Below are 20,561 nucleotides of genomic sequence, written 5' to 3'. Positions count from 1 at the left end.
CAGGCCTGAAGAGGCTTGGCTCCTTTTATATATGCAGGAGTTGCAAAAAGCCATTGACATTTTTCCCTGCGAGCCATATCCTGTTATCATTAATACAATAATATTGTAATTAAACAAAAATATTGTTTTAAAAGGAGGGTGTGCTTCACAATGACAACGCAAAAGTACATCAAAGACTATCCGAGGCCGCAATTTGTGCGTGATAGCTGGCAGAACTTGAATGGAGAGTGGGATTTCCGCTTTGACGATGCGAATGTTGGTGAACTCGAGAAGTGGCAGGATGATCTGCATGGCGACCGGAAAATTCAGGTTCCTTTTACATATGAGACACAGGCCAGCGGGATCGGGGAGGAGACCTTCCATCCTTACGTCTGGTACCAGCGGGATTTGGTGCTGCAGCAAGAGGTCGGGGACCAGCGTGTAATGCTTAACTTTCAGGCTGTGGATTACATCGCCAAGGTATGGGTAAACGGTTGTTTTGCCGGGAAGCACCAGGGCGGATATGCGGCCTTCTCGTTTGATATTACGGATTATTTGAAGCAAGGTGCGGGAGTCCCGAACCGGATCGTTGTCAAGGCTGAAGACAGTCAGAGCTGCACGCAGCCACGCGGAAAACAGCGCTGGGTGGATGAGAATTTTGAGTGCTTTTATGTACAAACAACGGGAATTTGGCAGAGTGTGTGGGTTGAATATACGGCAGCTTCCCGCATCAAGGCGGTTAAGATTACCCCGGATTTCGATAACCGTTCGGTCCGCTTTGAGTATCAGACCCAAATGGCAGCTGCCGCGGCTTCGCTCCGTCTGGAGACGCGTATCAGCTACAAGCAGAAGATATTGAAGCAGGTTCAGCTGCATATCGACCGCCCGTGGCTGCAGCTGGATGTGGATTTGACGCATGAAGTCAACGGTCCGTGGAAGACGCTGGCATGGTCTCCGCAGACCCCTAACCTGTACGATGTCGAGTATATTTTGTATGAAAATGACGTGGTTGTTGATCGGGTATTTTCGTACTTCGGCCTCCGCAAAGTTTCCATCGAAAACGGCAAGGTACTGCTCAACAACACGCCAATCTATCAAAGAATGATTCTGGATCAGGGATATTGGACGGAAAGCCATCTGACCCCGCCTTCGGAAGAAGCGCTGATCCAGGATATCGATGCCATTCTCGCTATGGGATATAATGGCGTTCGCAAGCATATGAAGATTGAAGACGCGAGATTCCTGTACTGGTGCGATGTGAAGGGTCTGCTCGTATGGTCGGAGATGGCAGCGACTTTTGAATTTAATGATGAAGCGGTCGAATTATTTACGAGAGAATGGACCGAAATCGTGCGGCAGCAATATAACCATCCGTCGATCGTGACATGGGTGCCTTTTAACGAGTCATGGGGCATTCCGCAAATCTTATCGCATGAGAAGCAGCAGCAGTTTACCGAGGCGATCTATCATCTCACCAAGTCCATGGACCCGAACCGCCCTGTTATTGTTAATGATGGATGGGAACATACAGTCAGCGATATCATTACTCTGCATGACTATGAGGAGCATGGTCAGGCCTTGCTGGAGCGTTACGCGGATCCGGACGCGCTGCTTGGCAACAAATTTTCATTTAATAACTGGAAGTACGCGATGGCTCAGGGCTATGAATACCGGGGACAGCCGGTCATGGTTAGCGAATTCGGCGGCATAGCCTTCGACTCCGGCACAGGCTGGGGTTACGGAAATCAGGTGAACAGCGAGGAAGCGTTTGTCGAGCGGTTCCGGAATATTACGCAGGCCATCAAGGATACGGACTATATTTGTGGATATTGTTACACGCAGATTACGGATGTACAGCAGGAAGTGAATGGACTTCTGACCGAAGACCGGAAGCCGAAGATTCCGCTTGAAATCATCCGGGAGATCAACCTATCGTAATGGAGTTATTCAATATAATGAGCCTGTGTCCGGCATACCGGATCAGGCTTTTTTTTCGGGATCATACCGTAATCAAATCCGCATGGGGGGGCCGATAGCTTTCTGCAGCGAAAAAATCGTAACATTGTTCCCTAAAAGCATGCCGATTTTCGGTTTCATGACCCAACGATGCATATTACACTTGTCCCAAGAAAGCCCTTACATTGTATCTGTACATCTTAAGGCTTTCCATAATAAACGATCAATGCTGAAGCCGCGAGGCAGGAGGTGAAATATGTCGGCAGCGTGCATGGTACACGGTTAGTGCAGGATGAAAATCGAATCGAACCGGGAGGGGAATTATTTTGATCAAAAAATTATTCACGTCGTTTGCGGGCTTTTTGTGCCTTATCATGATGATTGCCGCCGTTCCGGCTTTTGCTGCGAATGGACCGATTGTGTGGGGGACCACATCCACGATCACGGATATTAACACGTTTACCGATGCCGGAGCGGATGCAAGGGGAATCAGACCCGGTACGTTCGGTGCTGAATATGCGCGGATGGTCAAGTTGGCGAATGGTGACTGGCTGGCGGTTGCCGCCATTTATGATAACAATGGCTATACGAAGGTTTCCTGGGGCGGAACACGCCTGCAGGTATTCCGCAGCACGGACAACTGCCGCACTTGGTCGCTGAGCGCAACGCTCTGGGAGGATGGCCGCGATTTGGACAATGGACAGCTGCTGCAGCTGCCAAACGGCGATATTTTGCTGGCGATGCGTTCTGTCCGTTGGCAGGAATCGTATCAGATCAAAGTGTACAAGAGTGTGAACGGAGGCTCAAGCTGGAATTACCTGAGCACAGTGGATGAGAATACCGGCGCACCCGGCGCGCTTGGAAACCCGGATAAGGGTGTATATGAGCCACATATGCAGCTGCTTGATGACGGCTCTGTAGCGCTGATGTATGCGAATGAGAAGCATGTAACCGGAAATCCATCCTACAGCCAGCTGATCTCCGAGAAGATTTCCACGAATGGCGGCAGCAGCTGGGGGAATGAAATTTACGTTGCCTGGGACCCGGTAAATGCGGGCTCACGTCCGGGAATGCCGGTATGGACAAAGATGACGAATGGGCAGTATATTGTGACCTTCGAGGTTTGCGGTACGCAGAACTGCAACATTTTCACCAAGAAAAGCACGGATGGGAAGACCTGGGCCAGCGGGATCGGCACCAAAGTAAACACCGATCAGCATGGAGGACCTTACCTCCTGTCCCTTAGTGATGGCCGGCTCGTGCTAAGCTCGAATTCCAACGTGCTCTCCCTCAGCAATGATTTTGGAAATACGTGGTATGACAACGATATTCCCGCCTTTGGCAATGCATGGTGGAGCGCGCTGTATCAGACCGGACCGAATGAAATCGCAATGCTGAACTCCGTGGAGCGGAGCGTTGGCGGACATAAGGTACAGGTCAGATTCGGGCAGCTGAGCAGCGCCTACACGAACGATTTCGCAGCAAATGACAGCGGATGGGTTCACTATGGCGGAGCTTGGACGGTCAGCGGAGGAACGTATAATGTAAATTCCGTGAATGCGGATAAATCGGTGCTGACGCCTTATCCTTCCAAGATGAATTATACGCTTGAAGGTGACGTAAAGCTGAACAACGCCGGACAAGGCAGCCTGATCTTCAATGTAATGAATCCTTCTGCCGGAGCAGACCTGCAAAAGGGTTACGGGGCCGGGATCGATTCCACGGGAACCGTCTGGCTGGGACGCTTTAACAATGGCTGGACACAGCTGCAGTCGGTTAACACGGCGATTGCGACAGGGACGTGGTACCATTTGAAAATCGTTGTGAACAGCGGAAATATCAAGGTGTACGTTGGTGATATGAACACGCCAAAAATCAGCTACAACGATGCTGTATTTACCGGGGGCACGATTGGTGTCCGCGGCGGCTTCAACAACAGCGTCAGCTTCGATAATATTAAACTGAATTAGTCTGCTGTCGGAGGAGCCCTGAAGAGGGCTCCTTTTCATGTCATAATGCCCTGCTTACGTTTCACCACCAATCGTAAGATCGTCTACCTTTTCCGGAGCGGAGACGTTGTAACATCTGTCTTTTGTTCCCTAAGGATCGGCTTTTTGTCGGTTCTTACCCTGGATGAATCCATGTAAAGTAAGTGTTGAAGAAAGCACTTACATTGAGGTGAAAGGGCTTTCTAAAACCAACATTATTGAACGAGAAGGTGGGTCTGATATGAAGATGAATAAGAAAAAGAAATGGACGGGAATCCTCACGGCTGGATTAACGCTTGCCCTGGTTTTGTCGGGATGCTCTTCACAAACGAAGGATAGCAGTTCTTCCAGCACAACAACCACGGATGCGCCAAAGACGGAGAGCGCGGGCGGCAGTCCGGTTGAAATCACGTTCTGGAACATGTTCGGGGGCGGGGAAGGCGATTTCGTCGATCAGATCATCAAGGGCTTTAATGACTCTCAAAAGGAAGTCACTGTGAAGCAGCTGCGCCTGGAATCCAATGAATATTACGCCAAGCTCAGCACGGCGCTGTCTTCATCCAAGGGTCCTGATGTTGCCGTAGCTCACGTGGACCGGATATCCCCATTCGTGAAGGCAAAGCAAATTTTGCCTGTGGATGAACTGGCAACCAAGGTTGGCTTTGATCTCAAGGAGATTACCGAATCCAACATCAAGAGCGTGAGTTATGATGGCAAGCCTTACGCTGTGCCGCTGGATACGCACTTTCATATGTTCTACTATAACAAGGATATTTTGAAAAAAGCAGATTTGCTGAATGAGGACGGCACACCGAAGCTCGGCGACATGACACCGGAAGGATTCGAGAAGACGTTAAGCGATATCCATACCAAGGTACCGGATGTGCAGGCGCTTGCCGTGAACACCCCTTATTTCCAGGAGCCGTTCTTGAATATGTATTATGAAGCAGGCGGAGACATCCTGAACACGGATATGACGAAGGCTGCGATCAATAACGATAAAGCACTGAATGTGCTGAATTTCTACATGGATCTCTACAAAAACAAATACGCCGATCTCAATGATAAAGCACCTTGGGACACGTTCCATAACGGCAAAGCCGCATTCTGGTTCGGTGGCGTATGGGAAGCCGGGCTGCTGCTGGGCGACAAGTCCTTGAACATTGGCGCAATGCCGCTGCCTCCGATCTTTGGAAGCCAGACGCACTGGGCGAGCTCGCATACCCTGGTTATCCCTTCGTATGTGTCGGCTGAGAAGCAGGAAGCCGCAGCCAAATTCATGAAGTATTTCTCTGAAATCGGCGGCAAGACCTGGGGGCAAGCAGGCCATGTGCCGGCGAACAGCAACGTGACGGCAAGCGAAGAATATAAGAGTCTTCCATACCGCAGCGAATTTATCGAAGCGCAAAAAACCGTGAAATTCGCACCTCCAACCGATAAATACACCACCATCATTACGACGATCTCGGAATCTTTGCAAAACATTATTTTCGGCAATGAATCACCGAAAGACGGACTCGCAAATATGGAGAAACAGATCAACGAAGTTCTGGATAACTAATTGAAAGTGGAGAGGAAGCATTCCAGCACAGGCGGCAGGGGAGCTTCTTCTCCTTCTTAACAACAGAAGCTTCAGCTGAGGAGATATGGAGAATGGAGACAAAATTGAACGAAGGCAAAGGATCCATGGCTCTGCGTAAGAGGGAACCTTTGCGCATACGTACCGAACTTAAAGCTATCCTGTACCTGATCCCGTTCCTGGTGCCGTTTGCGGTGTTCTATTTGTGGCCTGTGCTGCGCGGCGCGTGGATGAGCCTGCATGTCTGGAGCATTCAAGGTATGGAGAAGTATGTTGCGTTTGCCAACTATAAAAAAATAATAACGAATTCTGATTTTTATCAGTATATGTGGCACTCCTTTTATTTTGTACTGCTATGCGCCCCAACCGTCATTATTCTGGGGCTGATATTAGCACTGATTATCAACCAGAAACTTTGGTTTCGGACATTGATCCGTTCAGTGTTTTTCCTGCCATACGTGTTGTCCGTGTCGGTCATCAGCTTTATTTGGCTGCGTCTTTTCGACACCAAGAACGGCCCGGTGAATGCATTCCTGCATCTGTTGGGACTTCCTTCAGACATCAACTGGCTGACAGACCATAGATTCGTCTGGTGGGCCATTACGATAGCAACAGACTGGTGGACCGTCGGTTTCGTCATGGTCCTTTTCCTTGCAGGGCTGCAGGAGATTCCCACCGATCAGTACGAAGCGGCTAAGATTGACGGCGCGAATGCCTGGAAACGATTCCTGCACATCACGTTGCCGGGACTGTCCAGTGTGATGAAAATCCAAATCTTTTATCAGATCATCAGCTGCCTGAAACTGTTCGGCCAGGTACAGATTATGACGGGAGGCGGACCGGGAGATTCCACGAATACGATGATCAGGTATATTTACGTGACCGGATTCAAAAAGGATATGTTTGGTCTTGCCTCCGCACAGTCGATCATTTTCTGCCTCATTATGCTGCTTATTGCCGTCATTCAATTCAAATTTACCGACCGGAAAGACGGATAAGGAGAGAAGAACATGAATAAGACCGCCTTAAATATCCTAGCCATCGTCCTAGCCATTTTGTTTGTATTTCCATTGATCTGGATGCTTCTGGTCTCTCTGAAGCCTGACGGCGTGAATGTCTATACGCTTGCAGATTGGGTAAACTGGTCCGATCTCAATTTGGATAATTACGTCAAGGTGATCCGGGATTCGCAGATTCTTCGCTGGACCTGGAACAGCTTGGTCATCGGGATCCTGACGACCGTCATCTCCATTTTGTTCAGTTCGCTTGCAGCATTCGCCTTCTCCAAGCTGCCTTTCAGAACCCGGGGGATTTTCTATGTCATCATTGTTTCCGGTCTTCTCATTCCAACGGAAGCGATTTTGATCCCGCTCTACGAAACAGCGCTGCATTTGAAGCTGATCGACAACATCTGGGCTATTATTTTGCCGGGGCTTACGAACCCGCTCGGAATTCTGCTCCTGAAGCAATTTATGGATGGGGTGCCCAAGGATTATATCGAAGCTGCGCAGATTGACGGCAGCCGTAATTTCCGTCTGTGGTGGAGTATCTGCCTGCCGTTGACGCGTTCGGCCATGGTGTCTGTAGGCATTTTCTTCTTCATCATATCCTGGAACAATTTCCTATGGCCGTATCTGTCCATTACTTCTGAGGAAAATATGATATTGTCGGCAGGGCTGCCTACCTTTTTGTCGAATAATACAATGTCCTTAAACCTGATTATGACCGCCAGCGCCATTGCGGCCATTCCGACCATCGTGGTCTTTATCCTGCTTCAGCGCCATATTGTGCAGGGGGTATCGATGTCAGGCGTGAAGGGGTAAGCCAAAACAGGCAGATTTCATCTAAAGAAGGGGTTACAGGAATGACCCACCAACCAGGAAAAAGCTTTAGAACAGCCTGGGTCCGTTTGCGATCCTGGGTGAATATATGGAAGAGCAGCATACGTTATAAATGGATGCTGCTTTTATTTCTGTTCTCCTTGACACCGCTGGTCGTCATGGGGATTATTTCATTTTCCATCTCCAAATCTACGATTAACGACAAAGTCACAGAATACTCGGAGCATCTGCTGAGTCAAACGGCAGATAATTTGGATACGCGCCTCGGTATATACAAGGACATGATGATGCAGGTGCTGAACAACAATGAGATTGTGAATATGCTGCGGGTACTTGATCAATCCGATCCCGCCCGTTACGATGTGGATAGCCTGTCACTGACGACGAAGCTGTCAACGATCGTGGCGATTAATCAGGACGTGCAGTCCATTTCTTTTGTATCCCAAAAGCACTATATCAAGGGCATCTACCGCTGGAGCAAGCGGACGCCTGTCGAAGTCGGGCCTTTTCTGAAGCCGCTGGAGGACGGGAGCAACTTCCGCTGGTACCCGACACGCTATGGCACGTATGTGGATAGCCTGAACTCCCAGAGCGCGCATGTCTTTTCACTCGCCAAACAGCTGTACAAAACATCAGATGATAGTCCGCTTGGCATTATTGCCGTATTGGATATCCGGGAAGAAGTTCTTAAGGAGCTGGTCTCCAAGGCTGTCAGCAATAACAGGGATCTGCAAAGCTTCATTGTCGATGGACAGGGACGACTCGTGTCCTATGCGGATAACAAACTGATTGGTCAAAGCGTGACCGAGGTGCTCGGCACAGACGGCTACGACCGTATTCTTCATTCGGATGGTGGAGAACAGCGGTTTCCGCTCTCATATCAAGGCAATAATCTCATCGTCAATGTAAAAAGACTGCATTCGAACGATTGGATGGTCGTCAATGTGATCTCCAAATCCGCGCTTTACCAGGATTCGAATCGGTTGCTGCAGATCATTTTGATTATTGCGCTGATCTGTATTGTTTTCTCGATTATTACGGCGATGGTGCTGGCGAACTCTATAACGAATCCGATCCTGAAAATGATCCGCCTGATGAGACAGGTCATGTCTGGTGAATTAACGGTCCGTTATAAGGCGAAACACCGTCATGACGAGTTTGATATATTAGGCAACAACTTCAACTTTATGGTGACGCGTATTGATGAGCTGCTGAATGCAGTGTACGTGGAGCAGAACCAGAAGAGGGTTGCAGAGCTGAAGGCGCTGCAGGCGCAGATCAATCCGCATTTTCTATACAACACGCTTGATATTATTAAATGGACGGCCCTGATCCAGAAGGCCAACAATGCGGCGGAAATGGTAAGTCTCCTCTCGCGGCTGCTGCGCATCAGTCTCGGCAAGGGTGAAGAGACCGTAACGGTTGAAGAAGAAATGGAGCATGTCAAATGTTATTTGGGCATCCAGAAATTCCGGTTTAACTTCAATATTGAAACCGAGGTCGACATGGACGATGAAGTCAGGCTGCTGCGGACACCCAAGCTCATTTTGCAGCCAGTCGTCGAGAATGCGATTATGCATGCGTTCGGTGAGCTGGAGACCGGAGGGGAGATCCGCATCCGCTGCTTCAAAGTACCGGGTGAAGGCATACGCTTTGAAATATCTGACAATGGAAAAGGCATGGACCCTGGTTTTGCTCGCAGCTTACTGACCGAGCAAACGGCAGACGGAGAAAAGTCAGGCGGAATCGGCTTGGCCAACGTGGATGAACGCATTAAATTAATCTGCGGCAAAATGTACGGACTTGAGATTCAAAGTGAACCCGGCACCGGGACCACGATCCGAATCAGGATTCCTATGATGACATAGAGGGGGATCATACGCATGCATCAAGTCATGATTGTAGAAGATGAATTTATTGTTAGATACGGAATTCGCTCGATGATTGAATGGGAGAAGATCGGGCTTCAGCTGACGGGTGAGGCTGCCAACGGCAAGGAGGCGCTTGAGCTGATGAAGGCCGGACTACCGGATATTCTTATAACCGATATTAAAATGCCCGTTATGGATGGCATTGAGCTCATTGCCGAAGTGCGGCGGATCTCTCCTGATATTAAAATTATCATCCTGAGCAATCTGGAGGATTTTCAGTACGCCAAGGAAGCGATCAAACATGGCGTTTCCGAATATTTGATCAAATCGGATATGATGCCCCGCGACTTTGAGCAGGCGCTGCTGAAGCTGAAGGAGAGTGCCGGCAGAGGAAACGCCGCCAATGAAGGGGCGCCAGCCTCTCAGCCTGAACCGGCACATAAAGAAAAGTTTCTGGTTGATTTGATTGAAGGAACGATCCGGGGGGCAGCCGAAGGCTCAAACAAGGCAGAGCAGCTTGGCATGGCACAGCTTCATCGTGCTTACTTAATGCATATCAGTCTTAATGACTCCGAGCTGGGATTCACGGAAAGGTTGTCCCTCATCCGGCATAAACTTGAACAAGTATGGGCCGAAGGCAGCTCAAGCTATGAAGTCTTTCCCGACAAGCAGGGGGAAATCAATGTTCTGTTTCTGGATTATGTGAGTGAAGAGGGGCCTTCCCCTGAGGGAGATATGCAGAAGCTGAGACAGTGGGCGGAAGACTTCATCCAGCAGCTATCCAAGCCGTCCGGAAGGCTGGCAACCATCGGTATCAGCAGCCGCATCTGGGAATGGACCGACGTTAAGGAGGCCTATGCCCAAGCAGTCAAGGCAGAGAAGCAGAAAATGTTCCTGGGATGCGGACATGCCATCATCTATGGAACCGATGATATGAATATGCCTGCAGCGAAGGTGGAGCATCTGCGGATCAGCAGTCATCAGATCCAGTCCATGGTTTATGCTTTTCAGTCCAAAGAATTGACGGAGTACCTCGAGGAGCTGTTTAAACAGCTCGCAGCCCGCCGGGACGTGGACTTGGTGCAGATCATTTCCCTCGAGCTGCTGATGATACTAACGACCTTGTGGCCGGATGTATCCACGGATGCCCAGCAGGTGCTGGAGCTGAAGAAGCAGTATTTCGATGAGCTATCCAGGCTGGAGACCCTGGAGCAGAACCGCATCTGGTTCATTCAGGCGTTTGATGCCCTGGTTCAGCATCTGATACTAATGTACAACAGCGACCGCAATAGTATTATCAAAGCAACCCAGTATATCCAGCAGTATTACCACCAGGAGATATCACTGCAATCGATCAGCACTCTGGTCCATTTAAGCAAGAATTACTTTGCGAACTTGTTCAAAAAGGAAGTGGGGGAAAGCTTCCTGGAATATCTTACGCGGATCCGCATTGATAAAGCCAAAACATTGCTTACGGGGGATCTGAAAGCGGGGGATGTCGGCAGCTTGGTCGGTATACAGGATCCAAAGTATTTTTCAAAAGTATTCAAGAAAATTACGGGCGTATCTCCGTCGGAATATCGTCACCTCGTGCGGGAGGAGCGGTAATAGAGCTCTGGGTGGAAACGACTGTAAACGCTTACGAATGTTGGTGACAGAAGGTTTGGAGGAGTGGAGCAAAATGAAGAGCAAGGGCCCGTTCATGCCGTTCATGATGGTGTGCATGCTGCTGTTTTCAGGGTGTGCGGATGACTCTTATGAAAGGAAAATAAACACGGCAGAACCGGTGTCTGTGGAGCTGTCCTTTTGGAATCCCTTTGGCGGCGGTGAGGGGGATTTTGTGGAGCGGATCATCCGGGATTATAACGCCTCGCAGAGCAAAGTGTTTGTGAAGCAGCTACGGCTCGAGTCCAATGAGTATTATGCCAGGCTTAGCACCGCGCTTTCGCTGGGAAAAGGGCCGGATGTGGCCGTTGTCCATGTGGACCGGTTATCTCCTTTTATTAAAGCCAAGCAAATTACCGGGCTGGATTCGTTGGCGGAGCAGGCAGGGTTTGATTTTGACGAGATTGAGGCATCTAATCGTCAGGGCGTGATCTATAACGGGAATGATTATGCGGTGCCTCTGGATACACATTTTCACATGCTTTTTTACAATAAAGACATTCTGAAGAAGGCCGGACTGTTACATGTGGACGGAACACCGAAGCTCGAAGCAGCCACGCCGGATGGATTTACCGCATTTCTGAAACAAATTCATGCACGGGTTGCCGGTGTGCAGCCGATGGCGGTGAACACGCCTTATTTTCAGGAATCGTTTCTGGATTTGTATTATGAGGCTGGCGGTGAGCTGCTGAGTCCGGACATGAAAAGAGCAGAGATACATAATGAAAAGGCCATTTCGGTTCTCGCGTTCTATCAGCAGTTGTTTACAAGTGGACTCAGCGACCTGAATGATCAAACGCCGTGGGATTCCTTTGATCAAGGTAAGGCCGGACTATGGATTGGCGGCGTCTGGGAAGCTGGTCATCATCTCGGCAATCCGGCACTGGATATAGGCATTATGCCGATACCGCCGATCTTCGGCAGTCCGGTTCACTGGGGCAGCTCGCATACGTTGGTCATCCCGGCTTACGTCACGGAGCCAAAGAAGCTGGCAGCAATGGAGTTCATGAGGTATTTCTCTGAGGAGGGCGGAGTGATCTGGGGAGAGGCGGGGCATGTTCCGGCCAATCATGAGGTCGCAAAGAGCAGCGCCTACCAAGAACTGCCGTACCGTAAGCTGTTTATAGCATCGCGTGACCATGTTAAATTTGCACCCAAAACAGATAAATACGCTGCGCTCTTCACCGCCATCTCCGAGGATCTGCAGAACATCGTGCAGAAAGGGATCAAGCCTGAGGAAGGGTTGGCAGCGCTGGAGAAGAAGCTAAACCAGATTTTGGCGAACTAATAGTAAGTAGAGATCGAATCGGTGAAATGCTATTAATTACATGTTCCTAAAAAAAAGCGGGGCAGACATCTTACGTCCACCGCGCCGCCCATAGCTTCATTTCATGACATATCACGTGTAAATCCTGGCCCTTTGGCGTCAGTGTATACTCTACGGTCACAGGAACGGTCGGGAAAACCTCGCGTTCAAGCACCCCATTTTCTTCGAGGTGGCGCAGTGTACTGGTTAAAGCCCGGGGACTTACACTCGAAATCCGGCGCTGCAGTTCACCGAAGCGAAGGGTGCCGCCAAATAATTCACGGATAACGAGAAAAGCCCATTTTCCGCCAAGCACATCCAGCGTTTTTTCAATATTACATTCGATGAAATCCGGGTTTTTCGGGATATAGCTGCTGGCTTTTTTCGTTGTTGTCACAGGGTACCACCTCCATATGTATTTACTATACTTAAGTATACTAGATATCCTCCGTATAATTAAGTGAAAAACTTTTCACTTCTTCAAATCTGTTATGAACTTCTATAGAATGAACAATGTAATCAGGATAACCTCAAGGAGGAATGTAAACATGAAATACCGGAGATTAGGTGGCAGCGGCCTCAAGGTCAGCGAAATCAGCTTAGGAAGCTGGCTTACATATGGCGGTTATGTAGAACGGGAAAATGCCGTCAATTCGATTAAAACAGCATACGATCTGGGCATTAACTTTTTTGATACAGCGAACGTTTATGAAAAAGGCGCGGCGGAAGTGCTTGTGGGCGAAACCCTGAAAGCGTATCCGCGGGAATCTTATGTGCTGGCAACCAAAGCATTCTGGCCAATGGGAGACGGTCCCAATGACCGCGGCTTGTCCCGCAAACATATCATGGAGCAGGCTCATGCCAGTCTGAAACGTCTGAATCATGACTACGTGGATATTTTCTACTGCCATCGTCATGATCCGGAAACTCCGCTGGATGAAACCCTGCGCGCACTCGATGACCTGGTTCGTCAAGGCAAAGTGCTGTATGTGGGCGTGAGTGAATGGCAGGCTTCCCAAATTGCGGAAGCAGTTGGCGTAGCCGACCGTTACCTGCTGGACCGCATCGTGGTGAATCAGCCGCAATACAACATGTTCCAGCGTTATATTGAAAAAGAAATCATGCCGCTCAGCGAGCGTTCTGGTATCGGACAAGTGGTGTTTTCCCCGCTGGCCCAAGGCCTGCTGACAGGAAAATATACATCCGCATCGGATATTCCGCAGGACAGTCGTGCTGCCAAGCTCGAATGGATGCGCAAAGGCATCACCGAAGAAAGAATCAGCCAAGTGAAGCAGCTTGAAGGCATTGCAAGCGAACTCGGCATTTCCGTAGGAAACCTGGCTCTGGCCTGGATTCTGCGCAACAGCAACGTGGCCAGTGCACTGGTTGGCGCAAGCCGTCCGGAGCAGGTCACTGAGAATGCTAAGGCTTCCGATGTAGAGCTGAGCGCGGACGTAATCGATCGTATCGAGGAAATTTTGAAATAGAGAAAGTCTTGACCACTTTTAATCAGCGAGGAGGCATTTTCGATGGCCAAGGTAGTGATCACAGGCGGAAGCGGCATGCTTGGACGCTGGGTCGTAAAGCATTTTGTGGAGCAGGGATATGAAGTATTGAACGTCGATTCACGGCGTCCTGATGAGGAGCTGTGTCCAACGCTTATTGTGAATCTGGAAGACTTGGGTGAGACATACAGTGCCCTTGCCGGCGCGGATTCGGTTGTGCATCTGGCCGCTATTCCGGCAGCGCATATTAGGACTCCGGAGGTCACATTCCGCAACAATGTCATGTCGACGTACAATGTGCTGGAAGCCGCATCGGGTCTTGGGATCCGTAAGGTTGTCATTGCATCCAGTGAATCCTCGTACGGCATTGTGTTTGCGGTGAATCCGATCGCCCCCCAGTACGTGCCCCTCGACGAAGATCATCCGCAGCTGCCTCAGGACAGCTATGGCTTATCCAAGATTGTCAACGAGCAGACAGCCGAGATGTTCAACCGCCGGTCGGGCATACAGGTCGTGTCCTTTCGCCTTGGAAATGTCATTCCTCCAGAGTGGTATGAGCGTTTTCCTTCGTTTATTAACAAACCGGAGGAACGTGAGCGTATTCTGTGGAGCTATATCGATACCCGTGATGCGGCTGAAGCTTGCCGGCTTGCCATCGAAACGGATGGACTGGGAGCGGTGGCGCTCAACCTGGCTTCCGATGATTCGAGCATGGCCATCCGCAGCCGTGAGCTGCTGGCACAGCGCTATCCCGGTGTGACGGATATTCGGACGCCGCTTGAAGGCCATGAAACGCTGTTTAGCAACGAAAAGGCCAAGCGCCTGCTCGGTTGGCAGCCTAAATATCAGTGGCGTGAACAGGTGGAATAGTTTAGATCAATCGTTATGATTATGATATGAATAGGATACCCCGGGGATATTCCCCGGGTTTTTTCTATCAGAATTTTTAATTTCAGGATTGAAGAAATAAACAGCCGCTACGATCATCTTTGTAAGATGCTGCTCTTAAGTTATGCGATGTCTGCTGCCAGTACGGTGATGGGGCCGTCCTCAGTGGCGATATCTTGCAGGTCGTACACCGAAACCGGGAACATCGGGAAGCCGACGTAATATGGCGTAATAGCGTAGAGTGGATAGAAAATGACCAGGGATTTATCGGCCAGGTAAAAGTCCTGATTCGGCTGCACCGACACCGTTATGCCTTCAAGTACAGGAAGATTTCGCTTTTTAATCTGCTCATTAACCTCAGCGGTCAGAAGAGCTTGGTAGTTCGAGCCTGGCTTGAATAGATTTGAAAATGAATAGGCGGCGCCGGTGGCTGTATTAAAGGTAAGTCCCTTTGCAACCGTATAACCATGGGCCATGGGTGTGGAATACGTATAGTTGCTGAGCATAAGGCTGAGAATGCCGCGTTCGTTGGTTTTGATCTCAAAATTCCCTATCGTGTTTGGGTTAGTCCCTGTCTGCATATGCTGCTGGATGCGCTGCATATCCTGTATCTTCAAAATGATCGCATGGTTTATCCGATCTTCTGCTTGCCGGTCTGCAAGTCCGCTGACCTGAGGATAATGGATAACTATGCCGGTGGCTGTATATGTCAGCGTGCGTATGTTCACTGGCGGGTGGTAAAGAGGCATTGCATTCGCTCCCATCTGTCTTTCGTTGTTGCATTAGCCTATTCGGCGGCGGGGGGTTCCGTGACTTTACGGGCTTCCGGTACCCGGAGTGTTATTGATGTCGATAAGTCTTCACTAATCTGGCGACAAAAAACAGACAGGGGCTGCCTCGGTAGTCAAGCGACTCTCGGGACAACCCCTGTTGCCTTGAAATCCGTTAATCCTATTTGCTGTATTTGTCAGCATAAGCTTGCACCTTAGCCGTATATTGATTAATAGCCGCGCGGCCGGCATCCAATTTCTTATTGGCTGCTGTAAAACTTGTTTTCTTATAGATCGCTTGCTGCATCAGCGTGAAGCCTTCCAGCTGAAGCTTCGCGCCTTTGACCATCAAGCTATGTATCGCTTGCAGCTCCGCATTAGGGGCGGATATTTTCGACGTCATGCTTACGACTTTCTTGTAGTTAGGAATCACTGTGTTCGTAAGTGAATTGTGCGCAGCTTTGCGGTTGGAGGAGGTTACCACGCGATACTTTTCATAGGCTGTAATGGCATTAGTCTCGTACACCTCAATGGGAGCCAGCATGTCTGCATAGTCCTGTAAATCCTGCAGTTCGGACGGGATGATATATTCTGTTTCGTCTTCGCCAAGATAGGATGCATCACCGGTTACGTCGATGTAAGAATAATCATCCGCATACCCGTTTCCCCCGAATGTGATCTTGGTCAATCATTTCCTTTATTGTTTTCAATTGAATTCCATGAAAGGGAAGGGATTGTCCATAGCCAAGTCTGGAATTTCATGAAATTAACCGATTGCTCCCAGGTTTCTTTTCGGATAAAATAAGGATAATTTACTCCAATCACAAGATCCGCATGACTGCATGACCTCCTGAGAATCCTCAATTCATTCTTTTCGTACCGCTAACTTCATTTCAACTCCATCGCTACACATACATAATAGACAATTCATACAGACTCAATTTCACAGAGAAATGATAGCGCTTACTATATTTCTGATTACCATCACTCAGCCTTACATAAGGGGGGGAGAAGATGCAGCAGGATTATGCCTACTATACGAAGGTATTCGATAATGTATCCAAGCCGTTCGCATTTGTGGATTTGGATCTGCTGGATGAGAACATCGAGCGGATTATTGCCCGTGCCGGCGCCAAAAACATTCGTATTGCGACCAAATCGGTCCGAAGCACCACCTTGTTGAAACGAATTATTCATAAGAGCCCGCTTTTTTGCGGTTTGATGTGTTTTTCCCCGCAGGAGGCCATATATCTGGTAAAGCAGGGCATGGATGACATCGTGATGGGCTACCCGGTATGGGAGCCTTCGGCGCTGTCCGGGCTGGCTGAGCTGATCCGCCAAGGGAAATCCATCACCCTTATGGTTGATTCCATCCAGCATATTGAGCATATCGAACAGATTGCAGAGCGGCATGGCGTCCGGTTTCCGGTCTGTCTCGACATGGATATGTCGATGGATATTCCGGGTCTTCACTTTGGGGTGTGGCGCTCACCGATCCATACGGTTGCAGATGCGAGACCCGTTGTGGAAAGAATCTTATCTTCCAGCGGAGTTTCCATGGATGGTGTGATGGGTTATGAAGCGCAAATCGCCGGTGTCGGCGATCATTATCCGAACATGGCTGCGAAAAATGTATTGGTACGTACGCTCAAACAGCGTTCAGTCAAGCAGATTGCCGAGAAGAGAGAGGCGCTTGTCGCCATGATAGAAGAAGCAGCAGGCACGCCGCTCCGCTTTGTGAATGGCGGAGGTACGGGCAGCTTACATACAACAACGCTTGAGCATGCGGTAACTGAAGTTACGGTCGGCTCCGGATTCTTTTCGCCGGGACTGTTCGATAACTACAAAAATTTCCGCTACCAGCCTGCAGCGGGTTATGCCGTAGAAATTGTGCGGAAGCCGGGAGAGAACCTGTATACCTGCCTGGGAGGCGGGTATACAGGTTCAGGAGCTGCCGGCAAAGACAAACTGCCAAAGCCGTATTTGCCGGAGGGCGCAGCTCTAACGTCTTTGGAAGGGGCCGGGGAAGTGCAGACCCCGGTATTCTACAAAGGGGATGAACATCTGGAACTGGGAGATCCGATCTTCTTCCGGCATGCAAAGGCAGGGGAATTATGCGAACGGTTTAACCAACTTTATGGTGTGTCAAAAGGCAAAATCATAGAACAAATCTCAACGTATCGGGGGGATGGGCAATGCTTTCTCTAAATGAAAATCAGAAGGTATGGAAAAACTGGTCGGGAGTCGTCCGCAGCACGCCAAGGCATATCGTGTATCCCAAGGCTGTTGATGAAGTCATTTCTCTGGTGCAGTCATGCGCCAAGGATGGGAGGGGCATTCGGGTGATCGGGGCGGGGCATTCATTTACGCCGCTGGTACAAACCGGAGACGTGCTGTTGTCGCTGGATCATTTGGCCGGTGTTGAGCCTGTGGATGCGGAATCGTGCAGCGTTTGGATCTGGGCCGGAACGAGACTGAGAGATTTGAGCGCGGCCTTATACATGCAGGGATGGGCGCAGGAAAATTTAGGCGATATCGATACCCAATCCATTGGAGGAGCCATCGGAACGGGAACGCATGGAACAGGGATCCGGTTTGGGTCGCTGTCGACCCAGCTGCTTGAGGTACAGGTGGTGACTGCATCGGGTGAGCTGCTGACCTGTAGTGAACAGCAGAACCGTGACATCTTCAAGGCGCTCCAGGTTTCCCTCGGGATGCTGGGTATTATCGTAAAAGTCAAAATCCGTGTTGTTCCTCTGACCGTGCTTCATTATCAAAGCGAGCGTCTATCCATTGATGAATGCTTCAAGCAATTGGCGGAATTCAGGGATACCCATGATCACTTCGAGTTTTTTTGGTTTCCACATACGGATGTCGTACAGGTGAAGTGCCTGGACGAAACGGATCAACAGCCGTCCGGAGGACGCTTCTGGAATCATGTAAACCAGCTAGTCATGGAAAATGCATTTTTCGGGATGCTGTCTGAAGGATGCCGCGCCTTTCCGGGGCTGTGCAAGCCAGTGAGCCGCCTGTCGGCGCGCTTTGTCCCTACAGGAAAGGATATAGCTTACAGCCATCAGCTTTTTACCACGCAGCGGCTAGTTCGTTTTAATGAAATGGAATACAGTGTGCCTGCTGAAAAAATGGAGGAGGTTGTCTGCGAAATCCGGGCCAGCGTTGCTGCGCAGAGCCATGCCGTTCATTTTCCGGTGGAATGCCGTTATGTTCAAGGAGATGATATTTGGCTTAGCCCGGCATACGGGCGTGATTCAGCCTATATCGCTGTCCATATGTACAAAGGCATGGAGCATCAGGTGTATTTCCGGGATATCGAGGAGATTTTCCGCCGCCATCAGGGCAGGCCCCACTGGGGCAAAATGCACACGAGGACAGCGCAGGAGCTGCCCGGTTTGTATCCGCAGTGGACGGCATTCCGGGAGATACGTGAGCAGTTGGACCCGGGAGGCATATTCCTGAATGATTATTTGAGGAAGCTGTTTGCAGTTAAATAAGAAAGAGCCCGCTCGTTGGTAGTTCATGCTGGCTTGAATGCCATGGCGTTTTAGCAGCAAGCTGTATAGTGCTGGTAAGAGGCATGAATAGCAGATATTTACTTCGAGCATAGTAATGACGAACTCTACTCAGTAAGGGAGGTCATTCTACATGAATGTTCAAAGAGCACAAGAAATTACGTCCTCTCCCGTAATGGCGAATGTGCTGTGTGATGGGATACCAATCTATATACAGCATGTGAATGAGCAGAGTGAGACAGCGCGCATCTATGCGCTGAATAAACCTGAAGAAGAGCGGGAAGTACCTCTATACTCGTTAACAGAAGAAGAACAGGCATTGGAATAAGAAGGGAGGAGAAGCCCAGAATGGAAAAAAATAAACAAAAAGAAATTGAGGCGGATCGTTTGAATTTTCATGACGAGACCGATGATGTAGTCGGACGGGAACCTGCCACGACGAATGTTGACGATGCCGTCGCAGCGATGACCTCGCATATCAATAAATACGACGTACCTGATGAGTTAGAGGAAAAGTAATGAAGGAAGCACGCACAGATTAACCTGGTGCGTGCTTTTTATATGTGAAGAATGATGACGTCATACATACTAAGCCGAAATGACAAGACTAGAATTCATCATCGACAGATGTCTTTTGTTCAATGCATAAGTCCTTGTCAATGAGATAGGACAAGAACTTGGGTACTTAGACCATGTTAAACGCTGACGATAGGTTCAACCATAGTTATTCTATTATTGACTGAATCGAGATTAACTGTTGCGCCAATCGGCAAAGCGGCTTTATAAAAACCATGACCTGTGGCAAGGTTCGTTATAATCGGCTTACCGAGAGGTATAACAAATTCGTCGATTAAATCCTCATAGGATTTACCATAAGCCGCCTGGCAGCCTGAGCATTCCCCCATAATAATACCGATGCAGTCACGGAATTTCCCGGCAAGCTTCAAATCATTCAAGTACCTGTAGACGGTATTGGTAGGTTCATGTGTTTCTTCAAGAAAGAGTATTTTACCCCGTGTATCGATTTCGAAGGGCGTACCCAACGTATCGACAAATGATGTCAGATTACCGCCCACAAGCTGCCCCGTAACGTTGCCCGGAACACGGCTTATCAGCGGCATCCCCGGCGGATTCATGATCGTCCGGGTTAATGAATAGACGGACGTCGCGGAAAAAAACTGATCGAAATTATAAGTGGGCGTTTCGGGCTTGAAGTCTATAAGCAGCAGACTATGGAATGTTATTAAATCCACATATTGATGCAGTACATTTAATAGTACCGTTATATCGCTGTAACCTGTCACGACTTTCGGATTATTTCGTATCTCATTATAATCAAGGTACGGAAGAATTCCGGCCACTCCTGTACCGCCTCTGGTGGGCAGTATCATTTTAACCTGCTCGTCTTGAAACATCATCATCAGATCGGATGCCCGCTGCTCGTCTGTGCCCGCAAGAAACCCGTTTTGCGCATATACATAATGACCCAATACAACGTGAAACCCCATTGCTCTCAAGTATTCGATCCGAGCATTAATTATGTTTGCAGCGAGCGGGCTACCCAAGGTAACGATTCCAACGGTATCTCCCCTCTGCAAGATTGGCGGACGTATCGGCATATACGTATCTTCCTTCCCTGAAAATAAAAGAAGCCATCGTGATATCATGTCTTTGGAGTATATT

At 49.3% G+C, this 20,561-nt stretch carries 18 protein-coding genes; 14 read left to right on the top strand and 4 right to left on the bottom strand.

Going from position 1 to position 20,561, the window contains the following annotated elements:
* The first annotated feature begins 150 nt into the window (after positions 1–150).
* The 8 genes from KJS65_RS26190 (at position 151) to KJS65_RS26155 (ending at position 12,167) form a co-directional block, all read left to right on the top strand.
* Entirely contained in the window at positions 151–1,917 is a 1,767-nt protein-coding gene (locus KJS65_RS26190) for a glycoside hydrolase family 2 protein (RefSeq protein ID WP_213652773.1), read from the top strand.
* A gap of 344 nt (positions 1,918–2,261) precedes the next feature.
* Positions 2,262–3,905 carry a 3-keto-alpha-glucoside-1,2-lyase-like domain-containing protein gene (locus KJS65_RS26185; protein ID WP_244864832.1) on the top strand — a complete coding sequence of 548 codons (1,644 nt, stop codon included), beginning with the start codon at positions 2,262–2,264 and terminating at the stop codon, positions 3,903–3,905.
* Between the two features lie 259 nt (positions 3,906–4,164).
* Positions 4,165–5,484, top strand: coding sequence for an ABC transporter substrate-binding protein (locus KJS65_RS26180; RefSeq protein ID WP_244864830.1), 1,320 nt, complete (start codon positions 4,165–4,167; stop codon positions 5,482–5,484).
* A gap of 92 nt (positions 5,485–5,576) precedes the next feature.
* The gene (locus tag KJS65_RS26175; protein ID WP_213652772.1) at positions 5,577–6,500 is read left to right on the top strand and encodes a carbohydrate ABC transporter permease; all 924 of its coding nucleotides are present in this window, start codon (positions 5,577–5,579) and stop codon (positions 6,498–6,500) included.
* 12 nt (positions 6,501–6,512) lie between these two features.
* Positions 6,513–7,325: a carbohydrate ABC transporter permease gene (locus tag KJS65_RS26170; protein ID WP_136608631.1), complete on the top strand. Its 813-nt coding sequence runs from the start codon at positions 6,513–6,515 to the stop codon at positions 7,323–7,325.
* Positions 7,326–7,366: 41 nt separating this feature from the next.
* On the top strand, positions 7,367–9,211 hold the full coding sequence (locus KJS65_RS26165) for a sensor histidine kinase (RefSeq protein WP_213652771.1): 1,845 nt from the start codon (positions 7,367–7,369) through the stop codon (positions 9,209–9,211).
* A 15-nt stretch (positions 9,212–9,226) separates the two neighbouring features.
* Positions 9,227–10,822, top strand: a complete 1,596-nt coding sequence (locus KJS65_RS26160; RefSeq protein WP_213652770.1) for a response regulator — start codon at positions 9,227–9,229, stop codon at positions 10,820–10,822.
* Positions 10,823–10,895: 73 nt separating this feature from the next.
* A complete protein-coding gene (locus tag KJS65_RS26155; RefSeq protein WP_244864828.1) occupies positions 10,896–12,167 on the top strand; it encodes an ABC transporter substrate-binding protein in 1,272 nt (423 codons plus the stop codon).
* A gap of 70 nt (positions 12,168–12,237) precedes the next feature.
* Here the strand turns inward: KJS65_RS26155 and KJS65_RS26150 are convergent, their stop codons facing one another.
* Positions 12,238–12,582: a winged helix-turn-helix transcriptional regulator gene (locus tag KJS65_RS26150; protein ID WP_136608628.1), complete on the bottom strand. Its 345-nt coding sequence runs from the start codon at positions 12,580–12,582 to the stop codon at positions 12,238–12,240.
* Between the two features lie 151 nt (positions 12,583–12,733).
* On the opposite strand from KJS65_RS26150, the gene KJS65_RS26145 reads away from it, so the two are divergent.
* Complete coding sequence (locus tag KJS65_RS26145; RefSeq protein WP_136608627.1) at positions 12,734–13,672, top strand: aldo/keto reductase family protein; 939 nt, start codon at positions 12,734–12,736, stop codon at positions 13,670–13,672.
* Between the two features lie 42 nt (positions 13,673–13,714).
* A complete protein-coding gene (locus KJS65_RS26140) occupies positions 13,715–14,560 on the top strand; it encodes an NAD-dependent epimerase/dehydratase family protein (RefSeq protein WP_213652769.1) in 846 nt (281 codons plus the stop codon).
* A 140-nt stretch (positions 14,561–14,700) separates the two neighbouring features.
* Here the strand turns inward: KJS65_RS26140 and KJS65_RS26135 are convergent, their stop codons facing one another.
* Positions 14,701–15,327 (bottom strand): DUF3298 and DUF4163 domain-containing protein, encoded by a 627-nt coding sequence (locus tag KJS65_RS26135; RefSeq protein WP_213652768.1) that lies wholly within the window; start codon positions 15,325–15,327, stop codon positions 14,701–14,703.
* Between the two features lie 202 nt (positions 15,328–15,529).
* Positions 15,530–16,036: a hypothetical protein gene (locus KJS65_RS26130; protein ID WP_213652767.1), complete on the bottom strand. Its 507-nt coding sequence runs from the start codon at positions 16,034–16,036 to the stop codon at positions 15,530–15,532.
* A gap of 326 nt (positions 16,037–16,362) precedes the next feature.
* On the opposite strand from KJS65_RS26130, the gene KJS65_RS26125 reads away from it, so the two are divergent.
* The 4 genes from KJS65_RS26125 (at position 16,363) to KJS65_RS26110 (ending at position 19,397) form a co-directional block, all read left to right on the top strand.
* On the top strand, positions 16,363–17,556 hold the full coding sequence (locus KJS65_RS26125) for an amino acid deaminase/aldolase (RefSeq protein ID WP_213652766.1): 1,194 nt from the start codon (positions 16,363–16,365) through the stop codon (positions 17,554–17,556).
* A complete protein-coding gene (locus tag KJS65_RS26120; protein WP_213652765.1) occupies positions 17,544–18,860 on the top strand; it encodes a D-arabinono-1,4-lactone oxidase in 1,317 nt (438 codons plus the stop codon). Before KJS65_RS26125 ends, KJS65_RS26120 begins: the two co-directional genes overlap by 13 nt.
* Positions 18,861–19,011: 151 nt before the next feature.
* Positions 19,012–19,206 (top strand): H-type small acid-soluble spore protein, encoded by a 195-nt coding sequence (locus KJS65_RS26115; protein WP_213652764.1) that lies wholly within the window; start codon positions 19,012–19,014, stop codon positions 19,204–19,206.
* Between the two features lie 20 nt (positions 19,207–19,226).
* A complete protein-coding gene (locus KJS65_RS26110; RefSeq protein WP_168928891.1) occupies positions 19,227–19,397 on the top strand; it encodes a hypothetical protein in 171 nt (56 codons plus the stop codon).
* 176 nt (positions 19,398–19,573) lie between these two features.
* Here the strand turns inward: KJS65_RS26110 and KJS65_RS26105 are convergent, their stop codons facing one another.
* Positions 19,574–20,497 carry a S66 peptidase family protein gene (locus tag KJS65_RS26105; RefSeq protein WP_213652763.1) on the bottom strand — a complete coding sequence of 308 codons (924 nt, stop codon included), beginning with the start codon at positions 20,495–20,497 and terminating at the stop codon, positions 19,574–19,576.
* Positions 20,498–20,561 lie beyond the last annotated feature (64 nt).

Source organism: Paenibacillus sp. J23TS9 (genome assembly GCF_018403225.1).
In the GTDB taxonomy this organism is placed as follows: domain Bacteria; phylum Bacillota; class Bacilli; order Paenibacillales; family Paenibacillaceae; genus Paenibacillus_AQ.
This window is presented reverse-complemented; position numbering and strand designations above follow the sequence as displayed.

Bases quoted from the DNA above. Each gene is read 5' to 3' on its own strand.
- KJS65_RS26190 (WP_213652773.1), top strand. From the start codon at position 151: ATGACAACGCAAAAGTACATCAAAGACTATCCGAGGCCGCAATTTGTG.
- KJS65_RS26180 (WP_244864830.1), top strand. From the start codon at position 4,165: ATGAAGATGAATAAGAAAAAGAAATGGACGGGAATCCTCACGGCTGGA.
- KJS65_RS26175 (WP_213652772.1), top strand. From the start codon at position 5,577: ATGGAGACAAAATTGAACGAAGGCAAAGGATCCATGGCTCTGCGTAAG.
- KJS65_RS26170 (WP_136608631.1), top strand. From the start codon at position 6,513: ATGAATAAGACCGCCTTAAATATCCTAGCCATCGTCCTAGCCATTTTG.
- KJS65_RS26165 (WP_213652771.1), top strand. From the start codon at position 7,367: ATGACCCACCAACCAGGAAAAAGCTTTAGAACAGCCTGGGTCCGTTTG.
- KJS65_RS26160 (WP_213652770.1), top strand. From the start codon at position 9,227: ATGCATCAAGTCATGATTGTAGAAGATGAATTTATTGTTAGATACGGA.
- KJS65_RS26155 (WP_244864828.1), top strand. From the start codon at position 10,896: ATGAAGAGCAAGGGCCCGTTCATGCCGTTCATGATGGTGTGCATGCTG.
- KJS65_RS26145 (WP_136608627.1), top strand. From the start codon at position 12,734: ATGAAATACCGGAGATTAGGTGGCAGCGGCCTCAAGGTCAGCGAAATC.
- KJS65_RS26140 (WP_213652769.1), top strand. From the start codon at position 13,715: ATGGCCAAGGTAGTGATCACAGGCGGAAGCGGCATGCTTGGACGCTGG.
- KJS65_RS26135 (WP_213652768.1), bottom strand. From the start codon at position 15,327: ATGCCTCTTTACCACCCGCCAGTGAACATACGCACGCTGACATATACA.
- KJS65_RS26125 (WP_213652766.1), top strand. From the start codon at position 16,363: ATGCAGCAGGATTATGCCTACTATACGAAGGTATTCGATAATGTATCC.
- KJS65_RS26120 (WP_213652765.1), top strand. From the start codon at position 17,544: ATGCTTTCTCTAAATGAAAATCAGAAGGTATGGAAAAACTGGTCGGGA.
- KJS65_RS26115 (WP_213652764.1), top strand. From the start codon at position 19,012: ATGAATGTTCAAAGAGCACAAGAAATTACGTCCTCTCCCGTAATGGCG.
- KJS65_RS26110 (WP_168928891.1), top strand. From the start codon at position 19,227: ATGGAAAAAAATAAACAAAAAGAAATTGAGGCGGATCGTTTGAATTTT.
- KJS65_RS26105 (WP_213652763.1), bottom strand. From the start codon at position 20,497: ATGCCGATACGTCCGCCAATCTTGCAGAGGGGAGATACCGTTGGAATC.